The sequence below is a fragment of the Limnobacter sp. UBA3528 genome, from assembly GCF_002377005.1.
Classification (GTDB): Bacteria; Pseudomonadota; Gammaproteobacteria; order Burkholderiales; family Burkholderiaceae_B; genus Limnobacter.
This window is the reverse complement of sequence record NZ_DFOZ01000041.1, coordinates 15,889-32,836: the sequence shown is the minus strand read 5'-3', so window position 1 is coordinate 32,836 and position 16,948 is coordinate 15,889. Positions and strand designations below refer to the sequence as shown.

Here is a 16,948-nt window from a genome sequence, read left to right as displayed (position 1 = left end):
AAAAGTTTCAAGTCAGTAAAAGCCCGGAGGACACAGGTGAATACCCGCCTATTTCAGCGGTGTACCCAAGGCATAAGGCAGCAGGTTCATGACTTCCTTGCTGACACCCATGGCCAGGTGGGGCGTGTCGATCTCGATGTGTTCAACATTGGGGCTGAAGCGGTCGATGCAGGCCTGCCAGCTTACGATCGAGTCTTTCTTGCAATACAGCGCAACGATGGGGCACACAATGGGGTGCTCAAAGCGCTTCAGGGTGCTGTTTTCAATGGACTCGACATCGAGTCCGCGCATGTCATACAGCGTTTTCACGGCGGTGTATTTGGGCCCGCCAATGACCGGACTGCCAATAGTGACAATACGGCTTACGTTTTGTTGTACTTCACGTGCTGCCTCGCGGGCCAGGTAGCCACCCAGACTCCAGCCCAGCAATTTGATGGGTGCCTGCGCCTGCTCGGAATGTTCCTTGATGTCGGCGATGACTTGCGGCAGCAGTTTGCCCACTTCGCCGTGGTTAAAACCGGCTGACCAGTGAACGGCCTTGTAGCCCAAAGAATTCAGGTAGCGTTTGATGAAGGTCATGCTGCTGGAGCTGGCCCCGAAGCCTGGCAACAACAACACGGTTTGGCCTTGCCCCACGTTTTTGCGTGCCAGAAAACGCCATCCCACGGCCAGTTTGGCGGCTTCAAACGGGGTTTTGGCCTCGCCCAAAAGTAAGCTGAGCTTGGGTTTGCCAATGGAATTGCCGTAGCGTTTCTGGAATTCTGCTTTGTTCATGGGGTGTTACAAGGTTGTGCACATCCGAGAAAATACGGCAAGGCGGGGCTGTACACAAAGAGGAAACCCTCTATTAGAGCCTTCAGGCTACTGGGTTAGCGAAAGGCTTTGGTTGGCTAGCCGTATTCGCAGGGCCAGTTCACGGGCCAGGTTGTTTTGCAGAATCTGGCTTAACTCGGGTTGCTGCATCAGCAGTTGGTCAAATTGCGCAGTGGGCAAAAATAGCAGAGTACAGGCTGTGTCTGAGCGTACGGTGGCCGAGCGTGCTTTGCGGTCAATCAGTGCCATTTCGCCAACCATGCTGCCGGGGCAAAAGCGCATGAGTCTTTCATTGCTGTGCCCGGTGTGGTGCCATGCGCTTAATTGCCCTTGCAGCAACACATACAAGCCGCAAGGCTCAGCGCCTTCGGTGAACAGGGCTTGGCCTGCAGGCAGGGCGGTGGTTTGCCAGTGTGCACAAAAGGCTTGTGTTTGTACGGGGCTCATGTGGTCGCACAGGTGGCTGTTTTTCAGGGCGCTCTCGGGGCTGCAGGCGAGATTGTCATAGGCAGTCTGGTCCAGCAACTGGTTTTCAATGTGCCAAAAAGCGTCGTCAATGTGGCCTTGTGTGGCAATGCCCAAACGCGCAAGGCAGCCGCGCAGCAGGGGCACTCCGCCCGTGGCCTGTTCGTGTGTGGGTAGCACGGCCACGGTGTGGGCTCGAGGCAGGCCTTGTTTAAAAAGCCGTTCGAGACAGTCGCAAGCGGTGTCGTCAATGTAGCGAAGGTGGGTGAAATCGAGTAAAGCCGATTGCGCCGGTGCCAATTCATCTTGCAGGCGGATGGCAATGGCGGGTGCGTTGCCAAAAAACAGGTTGCCCTCAAAGCGCACCCAGGCCAAGTGTTCAAAGGCGCTGTCCAGTTGTTGGCGATGGGCGCGCGGGCGCATGCTGCGAGAACGTGCAGCGGGCTTGAATTCAATGCTACGCAAGCCGCTGCCGGATTGTTGTTGAAGAAAGTAGGCCGCGACAAACAGAACGCCGGCCAGGGTGCCAATCAACAAATTACTGATGCCGGTGACAAACACCATGCTGAGCACCACCCACACGGTAAAGCGTTCGGTGGGTGCCATTTGGCGGCGTGTGCCGGGCATTGCAAAACGTTTCAGCAAGCCCAGTGTGCTGCCTTGAATGAGGAAAAGAGAACTGACCGCCACAGCAGTGGCAAGAATGTGCAGGGGCAATTGGGACAGAATTGGCCAGCTCAGCAGCAAAAGCAGGCCCAGTAAACCCACGTACCAGGCTTCGCTTTGGCGGCTTTTCGCGCCGACACCCAGCGCTGCGTTGCTTCTGGAAAAGTAGTTGGAGCTGGGCAAGGCCAGCGCAAGGCCGCACAGCACATTGGCCAGCGCCAGTGTGTTCAATTCACGGCGGGTGTTGTGCCGAGTCCCCAGTGTTTGATCCACTTGCAACAGCGACTGCATGCTTTCCAGCACCACAAGCAGGGCCAGCACTGCCGCACCCACCAGTACCTGTAAAAGCAGGCCGGGTGTACTCAATAACAGGGCAAGCACTTGTTGCAGGCCATCAAGAATGGCTGGCGTTGGCTGGGTTTGAGCGGTTTGTAAAAGCGGGTGGCTGGGCATGGCCGCCACGGTTTGTATGGGCAGTGCGCCTGACCATGCCCACAGCAACAGGGCGTGCAGTGTAAAGCCGCAGGCCAGGCCGTACACCAGCCCCAAGGGGTTGGGGCGTATGGCGCGGAAGTACAGCAGTACGACAACCGTGATTGCCGACACGCTGAGTGCCATGGGAGAAAACAGGGCCGGGGTATTGGCGGCTTGAAGGGCAGTGGTGTACACCGCAAAGCCCAGCATGGCAGGCAATAGTTTGTAGGCCGAGAAAAGGCCCAGTGTGGTGTTCATGCCAATAAGCACCGGGGCAGGCAAAAACTGCATTAGCTTGCCCACACCCTGTTGTTGAGCCAGTGCAATCAACAGGCCTGCCAGCACAATTTCAAGCGCCAGCAACAGCATGAGTTCGGTGTGCTTGTCGGTAATTTGAAGAAAGCCCAACAGTGAGCCGGCAACAATAAGGGCGGTGGAAGAGCGTGGCCCACCGAATTGAACAGGCGCTTTCCCGATCAGGGCACCCAACAAACTGCCCAGCAACGCGCTGGCCAAGCCCGCGTAAATGCCGTAGGCCAGCCCGGCTTGCCCCAGTGGGGCAAAGGCCAGCATGCCGTACACAATTGCTTGAGCGTATCCACCGAATGCGACCAGTGCGCCCGCTTTGAATTCGGTGTTCAAGGAAGAATTCGCGCAGCCGAAGTTGAGTTGAACCTAGTCTACGCGAATTGGTTTATTTCGAGGTGGGCATGACAAATTCCGCGCCCTTCTCGATGCTGTCTGGCCAGCGCTGCATGATTGATTTCTGGCGTGTGTAGAAACGAACACCTTCTTCACCGTATGCATGCATGTCGCCGAACAGGCTGGCTTTCCAGCCGCCGAAACCGTGCCAGGCCATGGGCACAGGAATGGGCACGTTGATGCCCACCATGCCCACCTGCACCTGGCGACCAAATTCACGGGCCACGTTGCCGTCGCGGGTATAGCAGCTTACGCCATTGCCGTATTGGTGGCTGTTGATCAGGTTCAGGCCCTCAGTGAAGTTGGCCACGCGCACGCAGCTGAGCACAGGCCCGAAAATTTCTTCGAGGTAAATGCGCATATTGGGCTTTACGTTGTCGAATAAGGTGCCGCCGGTGTAAAAACCGTTTTCGAAACCAGCCGGTTTTTGGCCGCGGCCATCGACGACCAATGTCGCGCCTTCATCCACGCCAATCTGTACGTAATCTTCAATGCGCTTGAGTGCTTCGGCGGTGACAATCGGGCCCATTTCAGCGGACAGATCCATGCCGTCAGTCACCTTCAGGGTTTTCAGGCGGGCGGCCAGTTTGGGGATCAGTTTGTCGCCCACATCGCCCACCATCACGGCCACGGAAATGGCCATGCAGCGCTCGCCAGCGCTGCCATAAGCAGCGCCGATCAGCGCGTCGGTGACCTGGTTCAAATCGGCATCGGGCATCACCAGCAGGTGGTTTTTTGCACCGCCCAAGGCTTGCACCCGTTTGCCGTTGCGGGCGCCAGTTTCGTAGATGAACTTCGCAATGGGCGTGGAACCCACAAAGCTGAGTGCGGCCACATCGGGGTGATTCAGCAGGGTTTCAACGGCCAGTTTGTCGCCGTGTACCACGTTGAATACGCCATCGGGCAGGCCTGCTTCTTTCAACAGCCGAGCCATGAAATTGCCGGCGCTGGGGTCGCGTTCGCTGGGCTTCAGAATGAAGGTGTTGCCGCAGGCAATGGCCACCGGGAACATCCAGCACGGCACCATGCAGGGAAAGTTGAACGGTGTGATGCCGGCCACCACGCCCACGGGCTGGCGCAGGGTCCAGTTGTCGATGTTGGTTGACACCTGTTCGGTGTAATCGCCTTTCAATAACTGTGGAATGCCGCAGGCAAATTCAATGATGTCGATTCCGCGGCTGACTTCACCTTGGGCGTCGGTAAAAACCTTGCCATGTTCAGCGGTGATGATGGCGGCCAGTTCGTCGCGATGTTGGTTCATCAAGGCCAGAAATTTGTTCATGATGCGCACGCGCTGCAGAGGCGGCTTGTTCGCCCAGGCCGGCAGCGCCGCTTTGGCGGCTTCCACGGCTTTGTTCACGGTGGCGATATCGGCCAGCTCGACCTGACGGGCCACGGTGCCCAGTGACGGGTTGAACACATTGGCTGTTTTGCTGCCAGCAATGCTCACGGTGTTGCCGTTGATGAAGTGGGCGACAGTTTGATCGTTCTTGTAGGGTTGCATGGCGGGTTGCATGTGTTTTGGCCTGCTTGGTTGCTTCTGAAGACCACTATTGTCGCGCAAGCCGGGTGCGGGTTGAATCGGTGCTAACACCAAGCTTTCGGAAATTTTCGGTGAGCGCATCATGCACAGGCAATTTACTGAAGCCTGTCGGTAAAGCCCTGATTTTTAATCCAAATGTAATCAACGGAGGTACTACTAACACATGGCATGCCTCGATGCATGCCCAGAATTAAAGCAGAGGAGACAGCAGTGATTACAGGCTTGAAGAACAAGACCGCGTTGCGGCGCGGGTTACGGGTAGGCGCGGTCAGCGTCGCCCTGTTGGTGTTGGCGGGTTGCCTGGGCAGCAGCAACAACGAGATTGCCGGCACGGACGGCCGCACCAATCCGAACGAGAACCCCAACCTGAAATACGACGTGAGCATTACCCGCACCACCTATGGCGTGCCGCACATTCGTGCCAAGGACTATGGCAGTTTGGGTTATGGGCAGGGCTATGCCTTTGCACAGGATAACCTGTGTGTGTTTCTTGAAGACCTGTTGACGATTCGCGGTGAGCGCTCCCGCTTTTTTGGACCCGACGGCACCTACACCATTGAGCCCAATGGTTCGACGGCCAACAACGTGGCCAGCGACTTCTTCTGGAAAAGCCTGTTTGCCTTTGAAGAAGAGGGCGCCGATGGGGTGACCCGCAATGCCTGGCAGCGCACGCGCGACAAAACCATTCCTGATTTTCAGAACGTGGTGACGGGTTATGCAGATGGTGTAAACCGCTACATTGCTGAACTGAAAGCAGGCGAGCATGAGTACGAGCAAGCCGACGGCAGCAAGGTGCCTGCGCATGCCGCTTGTGCCGATGCTGAATGGCTGGCCCCAATTACGACAGACGACATGTATCGCCGCTTTGTGCGCCTGGCTGTGTTGGCCAGCAGTTCGGTGTTTGTGACTGAAATTGGCAATGCCCAACCTCCGGGTGTGTTGCCCGGCTTGCCCGCGGGCGGTGGTGCCCCTGGCTTGCCTGTGGCCAGTGCGGGTAAAAAAGCCAAAAGCCCAGGTATTGCCGAGCAAGTGGCTTTGCTCAAGGCCAACCCGAACCCCTTCACTGCGATGCAGAACAAGGATCACTTTGGCAGCAATATGTACGCCTTTGGCAAAGACGCAACCGCCAATGGTCAATCGCTGGTGTACGGTAATCCTCACTTTCCGTGGAAGGGCACCGAGCGCTTGTACCTGAGCCACAATATTCTGGAGTTGAACGGCGAGAAGGCCATGGACATCATGGGTGTGGGCCTTTATGGCGTGCCTGCCGTGTTGATTGGCTTTAATGAGCACGTGGCGTGGAGCCACACGGTTTCAACGGCTTTCCGCTTTACGCTTTACCAGTTGCAAATCAACCCGGCCAATCCGACCCAGTACATGTACGAAGGTGAAATGGTCGACATGATAGCCCTGCCCACCGAAATTGAAGTGAAGCAGCCCGATGGCAGCATTACGACCATGCAGCGCACCATGTACCGCAGCCACTACGGGCCCATGTTGGTATTGGAGGCCAGTGGAGTACCGGTGCTGGGCTGGAACCAGTTGATGGCTTTTACCCTGCGGGATGCAAACGTGGAGAATGATCGCCTGATCAACCAGTTTGCCAAGTGGAACATGGCGAAGTCGCTGGAAGAATTTATTGGTTTACATGGCAGTGAACTGGGTGTGCCTTGGGTCAATACCGTGGCCAGCGGCCCTGGCAAGCCTGCGTACTATGGTGATGTGACTGTGGTGCCGCATGTGACCGATGAAAAAATTGCCGATTGCGCAGCTGAGCCTTTCAACACTGTGGTGGGCCAACTTTCACCAGGCTTGCCCGTACTGAATGGATCTCGCGAGGCCTGCGAGTGGGGCAGCGACCCCGATGCACCTGCGCCCGGCATTTTTGGCCCAGGTAATTTGCCCACGCTTCAGCGTGACGATTACGTAACCAACTGCAACGACAGCCATTGGTTAAGCAATCCACGTCAGCCACTGACTGGATTTGACCGGATTATTGGTGATGAAAATGCGGAGCGAACTTTGCGCACCCGCTTGTGTACCCTTCAAGCGGAACGCCGTTTGGGTGGTGCCGATGGTTTGCCAGGCAACCGGTTTACGCAAGATAACTTGAAAGAAATTGCACTGAACAGTGAAATTTACTCGGCGACGCTGGCCAAGCAATCAGTGGTCGATGCGTTGTGCCAAGTGCCTGTGCTGCTCAGTACCAGTTTAATGCCTGTGCAAACAGCCGACGCCTGCGCTGCTTTGGGTGCGTGGGACGGCAAGGCCAACCTGGACAGCAAAGGTGCGCACCTGTGGCGCGAATTTTGGAGCCGAGCCATTGCCAACCCAGGTGGTTTGCCGGTGGGTGTGCCGCAATTGCATTTGCCGTTTGATGTGCCTGTGCCTTTGTCACTGCCGACCAATTTGTGGGCGAATGGCTTCAATGCGGTTGATCCGGTCAACACCCCCAACACGCTGAATATTGCCAATCCATTTACGGCTGCTGCCCTGGCCGATGCGATTTTGGCGGTGCAAACGGCTGGTTTTGCGCTGGACGAGCCTTTGGGCAATATTCAAAAATCTGGAGTACAGGCCAGTGCCACGCCAATTTTCGGGGGTACAAGCCCTGAAGGTGCGTTTACGATTGTGAGTACAGAACCCAGCCGTCTGAATTCTGAAGGCTACAAAGTTACGTACGGCAACAGCTACATTCAGGCTGTGACCTGGGATGCGAATGGCAAACCACAGGCCGACGCCATGTTGACCTATTCACTCTCGACTGACCCAGCCAACCCACACTTTGACGATTACACCAAGGCTTATTCTCAGAAAAACTGGGCTCGCTTGCCCTACACCGATGCTCAAATTCAGGCGGCCAAAGTGGGTCAAACCAAGGTGTTACGCCAGCAAAGGGCGTCAAACTGAGCATGTTACAAATGTTAAATTGACAATAAGTGTAAAGTGACAATAAAAGGGGGCGAAAGCCCCCTTTTTCTTCGATTGCTTCCTTGCAAAACGCGCACTGTGGGTGAGTTATCACTTTGATTTCAAGCCCCCATGTTCAGTCGCCTGCGTGTTGCGCGTTTCTCCACCGTCATATTTTGTGCATTCATGGGCTTGTCTTCCTTGGGATGGGCCAGTGAGCCACGCATTGCAGTGTCCAAATCGCCGTTATCTTTGCCATTTTTTGTGGCCAAAGACAAAAACCTGTTTGCAAAGCACAAGGTTGAGCCGGTGTTGATTGAATGCCTGGGTGGCAACCGGTGTGTGAAAGAACTGACCGATGGACGCGTGGACATGGCCACGTCTTCGGAACTGCCATTCATGTTTGCGGTTTTTCAAGGCAAACCAATTGGCCTGGTGACCACTTTCAACACCAACAAAGACGACATGAAATTCGTGGTTCGGAAGGCGGCGGTGAAAGGTGGCACCAAGGGTTTGACTGGCAAGCGAATTGGTTATGTGGAAAAGGCCTCTTCCCATTACTACATGGATTTGTTTTTGTTGTACAACGGCATTGATCCTAAAACCACAGTACCGGTGCCCATGGGCGCAGAGGCCTTGGCGGCTGCCTTGGCCAAAGGCGAGGTGGATGCAATTTCGGTGTGGGAACCCTGGGGGCAAATTGCATTGAACCTTGGTGGTGACGAGGTGGCAGTAGTTGATGCTCCGAAGTTGTATAGCCAAACCTTCAACCTGTTGGCCAGCAATGAATATCGCCTTGCACAAACGCGCAAATCGATTGCTGTGTTGAGTGCGCTGGACGAAGCAATTCAGCTCATCAAGAAGAACCCTGACGAGGCCAAACGCATACTGGCACGTGATGTGGGTGTTGACCTTGACACAGTGAAGGCCGCATGGTCCACCTATCAGTTCGAGTTGACTTTGCAGCAGTCGCTGTTGAGCACGGTGCAGGGGCAGGCAAGGTGGGCGAGGCGTGAAGGGCATGTTGCCCCAACCCTGGCCGAACCCGAATTTCTGAATTTTATTGACGCTAGCCTGCTGCGAAAAATTAAGCCCAATGCCGTTGATTTTGTGTATCCATGAAACCTTTGTTGCGACTTAAACAAGGCGTATTAATAGCCTTGGTTCTATTGATTGGCCTTGTGGTGGTGGCAACTGCTACGGTCGTTTCCATTAACCAGCAACGCAACGACGTGCTGGAACAAAGCGTTGCTGCGCGCAAAATTTCCCGGTTGTCCACGCGTATGCTGGTGTTGACGCACACTGCATCGGAATACATGACGGAGACCAATGTTCGGCAGTGGTGGGTGGTGCATCAATCGATTACCGATGAACTTGATCACCTTCATTTTTCGGATGAGAGCGGAGAAATTTCCACCAGGCTGGAGGAGCGACTTAGCGACTTTGCGGCCCTGTTCAGTGGTTTTTCGCACATGCTGACTTCTCAGGAAATTGATTTGGACGAAAGGCGCAGCAGTGTGTTGACCGACCGTTTGATTTCCGAGGCTGAGCAACTTGCGGAATTGAGCTACAAGGTTTCTGACTCGGCTTTTGCGCGGTATGAGGAGTTGACGCACAAACGCAAGGCGATTGTTTTGATCTTTGCCTTGCTGTTCGGAATGAATTCATTTTTGCTTTTACTGCTGATTCGTTACCGCGTGGTCAAACCGCTGGCACAAATTGAAAATGTGGCCAATGCAATGCGCGCGGGCGATTTGAATGCACGTTGCAATTTGCCGGAAGGCGATGAACTTGGCGATGTGGCCGCAGCGCTTGATTTATTGGCCCTTGAACTCAACAACAGACTGGCCGATTTGACATCGACCACGCACTTGCTGGAGGTGGCTGGCCGAATGTGTGGTGTGGGTGCATGGACTCTGGATGTCAACACCCATGCGTTAAGTTGGTCAAAACAAATTTACGACATTGTTGAGGCAGACTTCACGCATCAGCCTACACTGGAAGAAGCGATTGCACTTTATCCCGAAGATTCCGCTGCGAAGCTGTCCAAAGCACTGGAGGATGCCACGCGCGCAGGCTGCGATGTCAACATTGAATTGCAATTGCGTACCTACAAAGGCAAGCTGATCTGGGTGCATGTGTTTGGCGAAGTCATTTGGCAAGGTGATGGTGCGCAGCGCAAGCCTTGGATGATTCGGGGTGCTTTTCAAAATATCACTGAGCGCCGCCGTGTTGAGGAAGAAATTCGGCAGGCCAAAGAACTGGCCGAATCGGCCAGCAAGGCCAAGGGCGAGTTTTTGTCAAACATCAGCCATGAAATTCGCACTCCACTGAATGCGGTGGTTGGCTTGGCTTACATCTTGAAGCAGAGCAAGCTGGACTCATCTCAACTGGAGTTTGTTGAAAAACTCGAAAATGCGGGCCGAGGCCTGATTGATTTGGTCAGTGGCGTGCTGGATGTCTCCAAAATCGAGGCTGGAGCCATGGAGCTTGAAAAGCGGCCTTTCTCAGCCCGGCAATTAATGGATTCGCTGGCTGATTTAATGACCGGTTCTGTGGCGGACAAATCCATCGAGTTTGTGGTGTCTGTGGCACCCAATGTGCCCGATCGGTTGGTGGGTGATGAAACCAAACTAAGGCAGGTGTTGGTGAATTTGGCGGGCAATGCCATCAAGTTCACTGAGAATGGTTATGTCAAAGTGGGCGTCACTTTGGATCAGCTGGACACCCACCATTGCGTGTTGCGTTTCATTATTCAAGACACCGGTTTGGGCATGGATGCTGGCGCCATGAAACGCTTGTTTCAGTCGTTCTCCCAAGCGGATTCATCAATTTCTCGCCGTTTCGGCGGCACGGGCATTGGCTTGGCCTTGAGCCAAAAACTGGTGGAGTTGATGGGCGGCACTATATCGGCCGTGAGCGCACCGGGGCAGGGCAGCCTGTTTGCATTCTCGCTGATGTTGAACCTGGATTCGCAGGCCAGCGCAGCGCCTGTTACCAGCGCGTTTGCCTACGATGTGGTGGTCATTGACAGTTTCCAAGCCCAACTTGAAAGTGTGGCCCAAATGGTGGAGTGGACCGGCGTGGTTCCCCAACGTTTTGTGAACCCAGAGCAGGCTTTGAGCTTGCCCCCTGGGCAGCGGCCACGATTGTTCGTGGTGAACAACCAGTTAAACCACACCAGCGGGCTGGAATTGGCTGACAAACTGAAAGCCGCGCATGGCCCGGCATCTGCCAAGGTTGCCCTGATGGTGCAGCCCAAAGATGTGAAGCAAGTACAAAACCCGCTTTCCACAGGCCAACTGGATGCGGTGTTGATGAAACCCGTTTCTTTCTCGGCTTTGAAAAATGTATTGCAAGAGGCCACGGGCAATTCGCAGGGCAAGACCAGCGCTGTGAACCGTTTGTTGAATCAAAACGAGTTGGTGTTTCTTGCTGGCTTAACCGTGCTGGCAGTGGACGATCACAAACTGAATTTAATGATTCTGAAAAAAATTCTGGAAACCCATGGAGCCAAAGTCATTTTGGCAGAATCGGGGCAAGCCGCGATTCAAGTGCTTGGTCAGCCCAACCACAGTGATGTGGATGTGTGTTTGATGGATGTGCAAATGCCAGACATGGATGGCATGGAAACCTGCCACTACCTGCGAGACCAGATGGGCTTGCGGCAGCTGCCCATACTGGCTTTAACTGCGGGCGTAATGGAGGCCGACCACCAGTTGGCCCTGGCTGCGGGCATGGATGAAGTGCTGGTGAAGCCCTTGCAAATTGACAAAGTGCTGGACGCTGTAAAGCGTTGGGGTGCGCAGATCAAGTTGAGAGCTCAAATACACTGAATGTTAAATTGTGAACTAGTGTAAAGTAACAAACTAAGGGGTTGAAATCACCCTTATTCACCCATGCGAGTTGTTCTCATCGATGCAACATGGAGTTGTTAAATCGTGAGGGCAGGCGCTATGAAACAATTTCAGTTGAGCACATGGATCTACTCCCTGCTGCTGGCTTTGCTTTTGGCTGCTCAAAGTGCAGACGCTGCCGATGTGGTGCGAATTGCAGTGCCGCCCACTGTCATGTCTTTGCCGGTGTACGTGGCCACGGAGAGAAAGTTCTTCGAGAAACACCAAGTGAATCCCGTGCTGATTGAGTGCAGCAGTGGACAGGACTGCATCAAAGCTCTGGGGCAGGGAAAGGCTGACCTTGCCAGTTCTTCGGAATTGCCGGTGATGTTTGCTGCATACGACAACAATCCGATTTCGGTGCTGGCTACCCTGGTGACCAACAAGGACGATCTGAAGTTTCTGGTGTCACGCAACTTGCTCCAGAACGGTCGCTTGAGTCTGGCTGGCAAGCGAATTGGCTATGTACCCAAATCTTCATCGCACTATTACATGGATACCTTTTTGTTGTTCAAGGGGGTTGATCCTCAGCAGGTCATTAAGGTGCCCATGGCCGCATCTGAACTTCCCCAAGCCTTGCAGCAAGGCCGGGTGGATGCAATTTCGATTTGGGAACCCATGGCTGAACAAGCCCTACAACTGGGTGGCCGTGACATTGTGCAAGTGGATGCGCCACGCCTTTATACCCAAACCTTCAATGTCAGTGTGCGAAACCAATTCAAAAACAAACACGCGGCGCAAGTGCGCGGTGTGATGAAAGCCTTGAGCGAGGCAGTCGATTACATTCGCGATTATCCCTCCAGGGCGCAGGCATTGCTGCTGAGAAAAAAAATGGTGAGCCAGGAACACATCGAGAAAAACTGGAATGAGTACACCTTTCGAATGACTTTGCAACAGTCGCTGGTGAGCACCCTGCAAGGCCAAGCCAGGTGGGCAAAGCGCGAGGGCCATGTTCAGAATAATTTGCCCAAAGAACCCGAGTATTTGAACTATATTGATGCGAGCTTCCTGAGAGAACACAAATCGGATCAGGTTGATTTTGTGTATCGCTAAACGATATTCATCCAAGTGATTTACAAATGAACAATGTGATCGAGTACCTGCCGCACGGCTTTTGTATTGCGTGGAATCCACAACTGCTGGCCATGCACGTTATCTCAGACCTCTTGATTGCCATCGCCTACTTCTCGATTCCAATCGGCATTGTGTACGTGGCCAAGAAGCGACCCGACGCCGAATTGCAGCCTATTTATTATTTGTTCGCCGCATTTATTCTGGCCTGTGGTGTGACGCATGTCATGGGCATTCTCACCCTGTGGGTGCCGCTGTATTACACACAGGGCATTACAAAAATTGTGACGGCTCTGGTTTCAGTGGCCACCGCAATTTATTTGCTGCCCAAGTTAAAACACATCATGGCCTTACCTGACCTGGGCAAACTGACGCAAATTAATACCGCATTGGCACAGGAAATTGTGTCGAGACGCCAAAGCGAAGCGTCGCTAAGGCAGTCCCAAGAACTCGCCTTGCAGGCTCAAAAAACGCAGGCTGCTTTTTTGGCGAATATGAGTCATGAAATTCGCACCCCCATGAACGGCGTGCTGGGAACGCTTGATCTGTTGCTCGACACGGAACTGAAGCCCGAGCAACTTCAACTTGCTGCCGCTTCCAAGCGCAGCGCCGCCTCCTTGCTTAGCCTGTTGAATGACATTCTCGATATTTCAAAAGTGGAAAGTGGGCAACTAACCCTGCGCCACAGCCCGCTTGAACTGGCTGATGTGTTTGCCGATGTGGAAGCTGCACTGGCCTTTGATGCCAACAGCAAAGGCATTGAACTGCAATGCCCTGCAGAGCGTGTGCCCAATACAATTTACCTTGGTGATTCGGTGCGCATGCGTCAAATTTTATTGAACCTGGTGGGCAATGCAATCAAGTTCACTGATGTGGGCCACGTAAAAGTGGTTTGTCAGGAAGTGTCACGAACCGCGCAACAAGCCGTACTCGAGTTTACTGTGAAAGACACAGGCATTGGCATTGCGCCCGAGCATCAAAAAAACCTGTTCAAACGATTCACGCAGGTGGACAACTCCAGCACACGACGCGCGCAAGGCAGCGGGCTTGGCCTTGCCATTGTTAAGGAGTTGGTCACGCTTATGGGAGGGCAAGTTCGCCTGCACAGCGAGCCAGGGCGGGGCACTGAAATTGTGTTTTCCCTGAAATTGGGTTTGCCAGCGGATAGCGGTCAACTGAAAGGTGATGAAACAATTGAAACCACGCCAGGTACCGATACAGCAACTGCGCCAACGGTGCAGCAATTTAACGGAAAAGTGTTGGTGGTCGAAGACGCTGCCATGAACCAAATGGTGGTGTGCAAAGTGCTTGAACGCTTGGGTCTTGCCAGCAAGGTTGCCAACAATGGCCAGGAGGCGATTGATTTGCTTGCACAAGAGCAATTTGATTTGGTGTTAATGGACGGCCAAATGCCGGTGATGGATGGCTATGAAGCCACAGCGATGATTCGAAGTGGCAGCGTGCCGGGCATAAACCCGAATATACCTGTGGTGGCGCTGACCGCACATGCCATGGTGGGAGAAGACAAAAAATGCCTGGATGCAGGAATGAATGACTACCTCATCAAACCCTTGGACCGTGCGAAGTTGATTGAAGTATTGGGCAAGTACCTGCAAAAGGCTTGAGCGAATTTAAGACAGAGTTCAGGCAGCCTGCATGCTTTTTCTCAGGGCTAGAATGTGGCGTGCAATTTCACGCAGGGAATCGAGTGCCTCAATGCAGCCCGATGCGTCGCCTTCTTTGGCTGCTTGCTCAAGGTGTTGAACTTTTGGCAAGAACCGCTCTAACCCGAGGTTCTGCGCGACACCTTTGAAGTAATGTGCTTTGCTGGCCAACCCCGTGTAATCTCCCGTATGAACCCGGCTCAACAAGTTGGCCTGTTCTTTCGCGAACTCATCGAGAAACAAATCGAGAATTTCAAGCAGCAAAGCCGAGTCTCCACACAGGCGGTCTAGCGTGGTTTCCAAATCAATCTCGGCCGATAAATGACTTAAGTTCATCTGGTTAGTTTACTTCAAATTGTTCATGCGCTCTTCATGTTCTTTGCGCAATATTTTGCGCAACTCGGCGTTGGCATGCCGCTTCTTATCTTCGTCAGTGCTGGGTTCCAGAGGAGGCACTTTGCCAGGAGTTCCATCGGCGTTCATGGCCACCATGGTGAAAAAGCAACTGTTGGTGTGAGTGGCAATGCCTTTGTGAATGTCTTCAGACACCACCTTGATGCCCACCTCCATTGAGGTGTTGCCGGTGTAATTGACACTGGCCAGGAAGGTCACCAGTTCACCCACACGAATGGGCTGGCGAAACAACACCCGATCAACTGAAAGCGTGACCACGTACATGCCCGCATACCGGCTTGCACAGGCATAGGCCACCTGATCGAGCAGTTTCAAAATATGTCCCCCATGCACCTTGCCGCTGAAGTTGGCCATGTCGGGGGTCATCAGCACGGTCATGCTGAGCTGGTGGTTGGGAAAGGGCATGGTAATTGGCAGGCATGAGTGGTCGAAGAAAGCAGTGTAGCGCGCTTGTGTGCGGGGTAGCACGTCTACAATGACCCTTGATTCATTTGCGGAGAATACTGTGGCTGCCGAGCTGACCAAGTACGCCATCTGGCTGTTAAGCCCCCTGGGGTTGTGGATCGCCCTGACTGTGTTTGCGGGCTTGGGCCTGTTTGGCCGAGGGCAGTGGCGTGTGCATCTGTTGGTGTTGGCACAACTGCAATTGCTGGCGTTCAGCCTTCCATGGGTAGGCGACAGCTTGTTGGGCCGGCTTGAAGATGAGGCATTGGTGCTGGAAGCCAACCGACCCTTGCCCGCACAGGTCGATGCCATTGTGGTGCTGGGTGGTGGACTTGAGGGGCGGTTTGATGGTGTACGCGCCTTACCCGATTTGAACGATGCCGGCGACCGTGTGTGGCAAGGCGCAAGGCTGTACAAGCAAGGCGTAGCCCCACGAATCGTGTTGAGTGGTGGGCAGTTTCAAACCGATCCCCGCAAGGAAGCCGAAGCCCCTGGGATGAAAATGTTCATGCTGGACATGGGGGTACCTGAAGACGCTTTGGTGATTGAAGACAGCTCCCGAACTACCTTTGAGAATGCCGTACGCACCCGCGAATTGCTGGGCGAGCGTGCACGTTCTATTGCGCTGGTCACGTCTGCATTTCATATGGGGCGCTCGGTGTTGTGGTTCGAAAACGCAGGGTTTACCGTGTACCCGGTGCGCACTGACATTCGCGTGCTGAATGAAAGCCGCGCCTTCTGGGAATGGTTGCCCAAGCCACAGGCACTGGATGAAAGCACCGTTGCGATTAAAGAATACCTGGGCCGGCTACAGTTGAAAGTAAGCGGTGCTTATGAAACAGGGGGAAGTCAGTGAAGCTGCTCAAACTTCGGGCAACACGCTTGTTGGGCACCTTGTTTTGCCTGCTGGTGGCCAACACCGCGCAGGCAGGCCCGGTGCTGGATGCTATTTACAAACGCGATGCCGTGCGTTGCGGGGTGAGCAGTGGCGTGGCTGGTTTTTCGGCCCTGGGCAGTGACGGACAATGGCGTGGGCTGGACGTGGCCGTGTGCCGTGCTGTGGCCGCAGCTGTGTTGGGTGATGCACAAAAAGTACAGTTCACCCCATTAAGTTCACAGCAGCGCTTTGCTGCTTTGCAGGCTGGGCAAATCGACATTCTTTCCCGCAACACCACCTGGACCTTGGGTCGCGATGCTGGCCTGAACGCGCACTTCGCCGCCATTACCTATTACGATGGGCAGGGCATTTTGATGCACAAACGCTTCGGCGTAAAAAGCGCCAAAGAATTGAAAGGTGCCGAGATTTGCGTTCAATCGGGCACCACCAATGAGAAAAACCTAAGCACTTATTTGGGCTCGCAAGGCATTACAGCCAAAGCCATTGTGTACGACAATTTTGAGGCAGCCTACAAAGCCTTTTTCAGTGGTCGTTGCCAAGCATTTTCAACTGATGTGTCGGCACTGATTGGCTTGAAAAGCAGCCAAAGCGGTCAGCCTGATGATTACGTGGTGCTGCCTGAAGTTTTCTCCAAAGAACCTTTGGGCCCAGCGGTGCTGCGTGGCGATGACGAGTTTTTTGCCATCGTGAAATGGGTGGTGTTTGCCATGATTGAGGCTGAAGAACTGGGGGTTGGAAAAGGCAATATTGAACAAGCGTTGAACAGCAGCAATCCGGCTGTGCAACGCTTGTTGGGCGGCGCAGAAAACTTGGGGAAACCACTGGGCTTGCCGCGCGACTGGGTGGTAAAAATTTTGCAACAAGTGGGCAATTACGGCGAAGTGTTTGAGGAGAACCTGGGCAAGCAATCGCCCCTGAAACTGGAACGGGGCTTGAATGCGCTGTGGACCCAAGGCGGGCTGATGTACGCCCCACCTTTGCGCTGAAG

The 16,948-nt window shown here is 54.1% G+C and carries 12 protein-coding genes; 7 read left to right on the top strand and 5 right to left on the bottom strand.

Features of this window, described 5'->3' with window-relative positions; translation table 11 throughout:
- Nucleotides 1-48: 48 nt before the first annotated feature.
- The 3 genes from B4N58_RS12310 to B4N58_RS12300 all read right to left on the bottom strand — a co-directional run bounded on the left by B4N58_RS12310 (nt 49) and on the right by B4N58_RS12300 (nt 4,624).
- On the bottom strand, nt 49-774 hold the full coding sequence (locus B4N58_RS12310) for an esterase/lipase family protein (protein WP_008247148.1): 726 nt from the start codon (nt 772-774) through the stop codon (nt 49-51).
- A gap of 87 nt (nt 775-861) precedes the next feature.
- Nucleotides 862-3,060, bottom strand: coding sequence for a cyclic nucleotide-binding domain-containing protein (locus B4N58_RS12305; protein WP_291749812.1), 2,199 nt, complete (start codon nt 3,058-3,060; stop codon nt 862-864).
- Nucleotides 3,061-3,112: 52 nt separating this feature from the next.
- Nucleotides 3,113-4,624 (bottom strand): CoA-acylating methylmalonate-semialdehyde dehydrogenase, encoded by a 1,512-nt coding sequence (locus B4N58_RS12300; RefSeq protein WP_291749825.1) that lies wholly within the window; start codon nt 4,622-4,624, stop codon nt 3,113-3,115.
- A 219-nt stretch (nt 4,625-4,843) separates the two neighbouring features.
- Here B4N58_RS12300 and B4N58_RS12295 point away from each other — a divergent pair, with 219 nt between their 5' ends.
- The 5 genes from B4N58_RS12295 (at nt 4,844) to B4N58_RS12275 (ending at nt 14,165) form a co-directional block, all read left to right on the top strand.
- The gene (locus B4N58_RS12295) at nt 4,844-7,573 is read left to right on the top strand and encodes a penicillin acylase family protein (RefSeq protein WP_291749810.1); all 2,730 of its coding nucleotides are present in this window, start codon (nt 4,844-4,846) and stop codon (nt 7,571-7,573) included.
- A gap of 132 nt (nt 7,574-7,705) precedes the next feature.
- Nucleotides 7,706-8,695, top strand: a complete 990-nt coding sequence (locus tag B4N58_RS12290; protein WP_291749807.1) for an ABC transporter substrate-binding protein — start codon at nt 7,706-7,708, stop codon at nt 8,693-8,695.
- Complete coding sequence (locus tag B4N58_RS12285; protein WP_291749803.1) at nt 8,692-11,409, top strand: hybrid sensor histidine kinase/response regulator; 2,718 nt, start codon at nt 8,692-8,694, stop codon at nt 11,407-11,409. Before B4N58_RS12290 ends, B4N58_RS12285 begins: the two co-directional genes overlap by 4 nt.
- A gap of 120 nt (nt 11,410-11,529) precedes the next feature.
- Nucleotides 11,530-12,522, top strand: a complete 993-nt coding sequence (locus B4N58_RS12280) for an ABC transporter substrate-binding protein (protein WP_291749801.1) — start codon at nt 11,530-11,532, stop codon at nt 12,520-12,522.
- Nucleotides 12,523-12,548: 26 nt separating this feature from the next.
- The gene (locus tag B4N58_RS12275; RefSeq protein WP_291749797.1) at nt 12,549-14,165 is read left to right on the top strand and encodes an ATP-binding protein; all 1,617 of its coding nucleotides are present in this window, start codon (nt 12,549-12,551) and stop codon (nt 14,163-14,165) included.
- An 18-nt stretch (nt 14,166-14,183) separates the two neighbouring features.
- On the opposite strand, the gene B4N58_RS12270 is transcribed toward B4N58_RS12275, so the two are convergent.
- Nucleotides 14,184-14,540, bottom strand: a complete 357-nt coding sequence (locus B4N58_RS12270; RefSeq protein ID WP_291749795.1) for an Hpt domain-containing protein — start codon at nt 14,538-14,540, stop codon at nt 14,184-14,186.
- Between the two features lie 9 nt (nt 14,541-14,549).
- Nucleotides 14,550-15,023, bottom strand: a complete 474-nt coding sequence (locus B4N58_RS12265; RefSeq protein WP_291749792.1) for an acyl-CoA thioesterase — start codon at nt 15,021-15,023, stop codon at nt 14,550-14,552.
- A gap of 70 nt (nt 15,024-15,093) precedes the next feature.
- Between B4N58_RS12265 and B4N58_RS12260 the strand changes: the two genes are divergently transcribed.
- Both B4N58_RS12260 and B4N58_RS12255 read left to right on the top strand, forming a co-directional pair.
- Nucleotides 15,094-15,918 (top strand): YdcF family protein, encoded by an 825-nt coding sequence (locus B4N58_RS12260; protein ID WP_291749788.1) that lies wholly within the window; start codon nt 15,094-15,096, stop codon nt 15,916-15,918.
- The gene (locus B4N58_RS12255; protein ID WP_291749785.1) at nt 15,915-16,946 is read left to right on the top strand and encodes an amino acid ABC transporter substrate-binding protein; all 1,032 of its coding nucleotides are present in this window, start codon (nt 15,915-15,917) and stop codon (nt 16,944-16,946) included. The genes B4N58_RS12260 and B4N58_RS12255 overlap by 4 nt, the downstream gene beginning before the upstream one ends.
- The last annotated feature ends 2 nt before the right edge of the window (nt 16,947-16,948 follow it).

Bases quoted from the DNA above. Each gene is read 5' to 3' on its own strand.
- B4N58_RS12275 (WP_291749797.1), top strand. From the start codon at position 12,549: ATGAACAATGTGATCGAGTACCTGCCGCACGGCTTTTGTATTGCGTGG.
- B4N58_RS12260 (WP_291749788.1), top strand. From the start codon at position 15,094: ATGACCCTTGATTCATTTGCGGAGAATACTGTGGCTGCCGAGCTGACC.
- B4N58_RS12265 (WP_291749792.1), bottom strand. From the start codon at position 15,023: ATGCCCTTTCCCAACCACCAGCTCAGCATGACCGTGCTGATGACCCCC.
- B4N58_RS12285 (WP_291749803.1), top strand. From the start codon at position 8,692: ATGAAACCTTTGTTGCGACTTAAACAAGGCGTATTAATAGCCTTGGTT.
- B4N58_RS12290 (WP_291749807.1), top strand. From the start codon at position 7,706: ATGTTCAGTCGCCTGCGTGTTGCGCGTTTCTCCACCGTCATATTTTGT.
- B4N58_RS12270 (WP_291749795.1), bottom strand. From the start codon at position 14,540: ATGAACTTAAGTCATTTATCGGCCGAGATTGATTTGGAAACCACGCTA.
- B4N58_RS12295 (WP_291749810.1), top strand. From the start codon at position 4,844: ATGCCCAGAATTAAAGCAGAGGAGACAGCAGTGATTACAGGCTTGAAG.
- B4N58_RS12300 (WP_291749825.1), bottom strand. From the start codon at position 4,624: ATGCAACCCTACAAGAACGATCAAACTGTCGCCCACTTCATCAACGGC.
- B4N58_RS12310 (WP_008247148.1), bottom strand. From the start codon at position 774: ATGAACAAAGCAGAATTCCAGAAACGCTACGGCAATTCCATTGGCAAA.
- B4N58_RS12280 (WP_291749801.1), top strand. From the start codon at position 11,530: ATGAAACAATTTCAGTTGAGCACATGGATCTACTCCCTGCTGCTGGCT.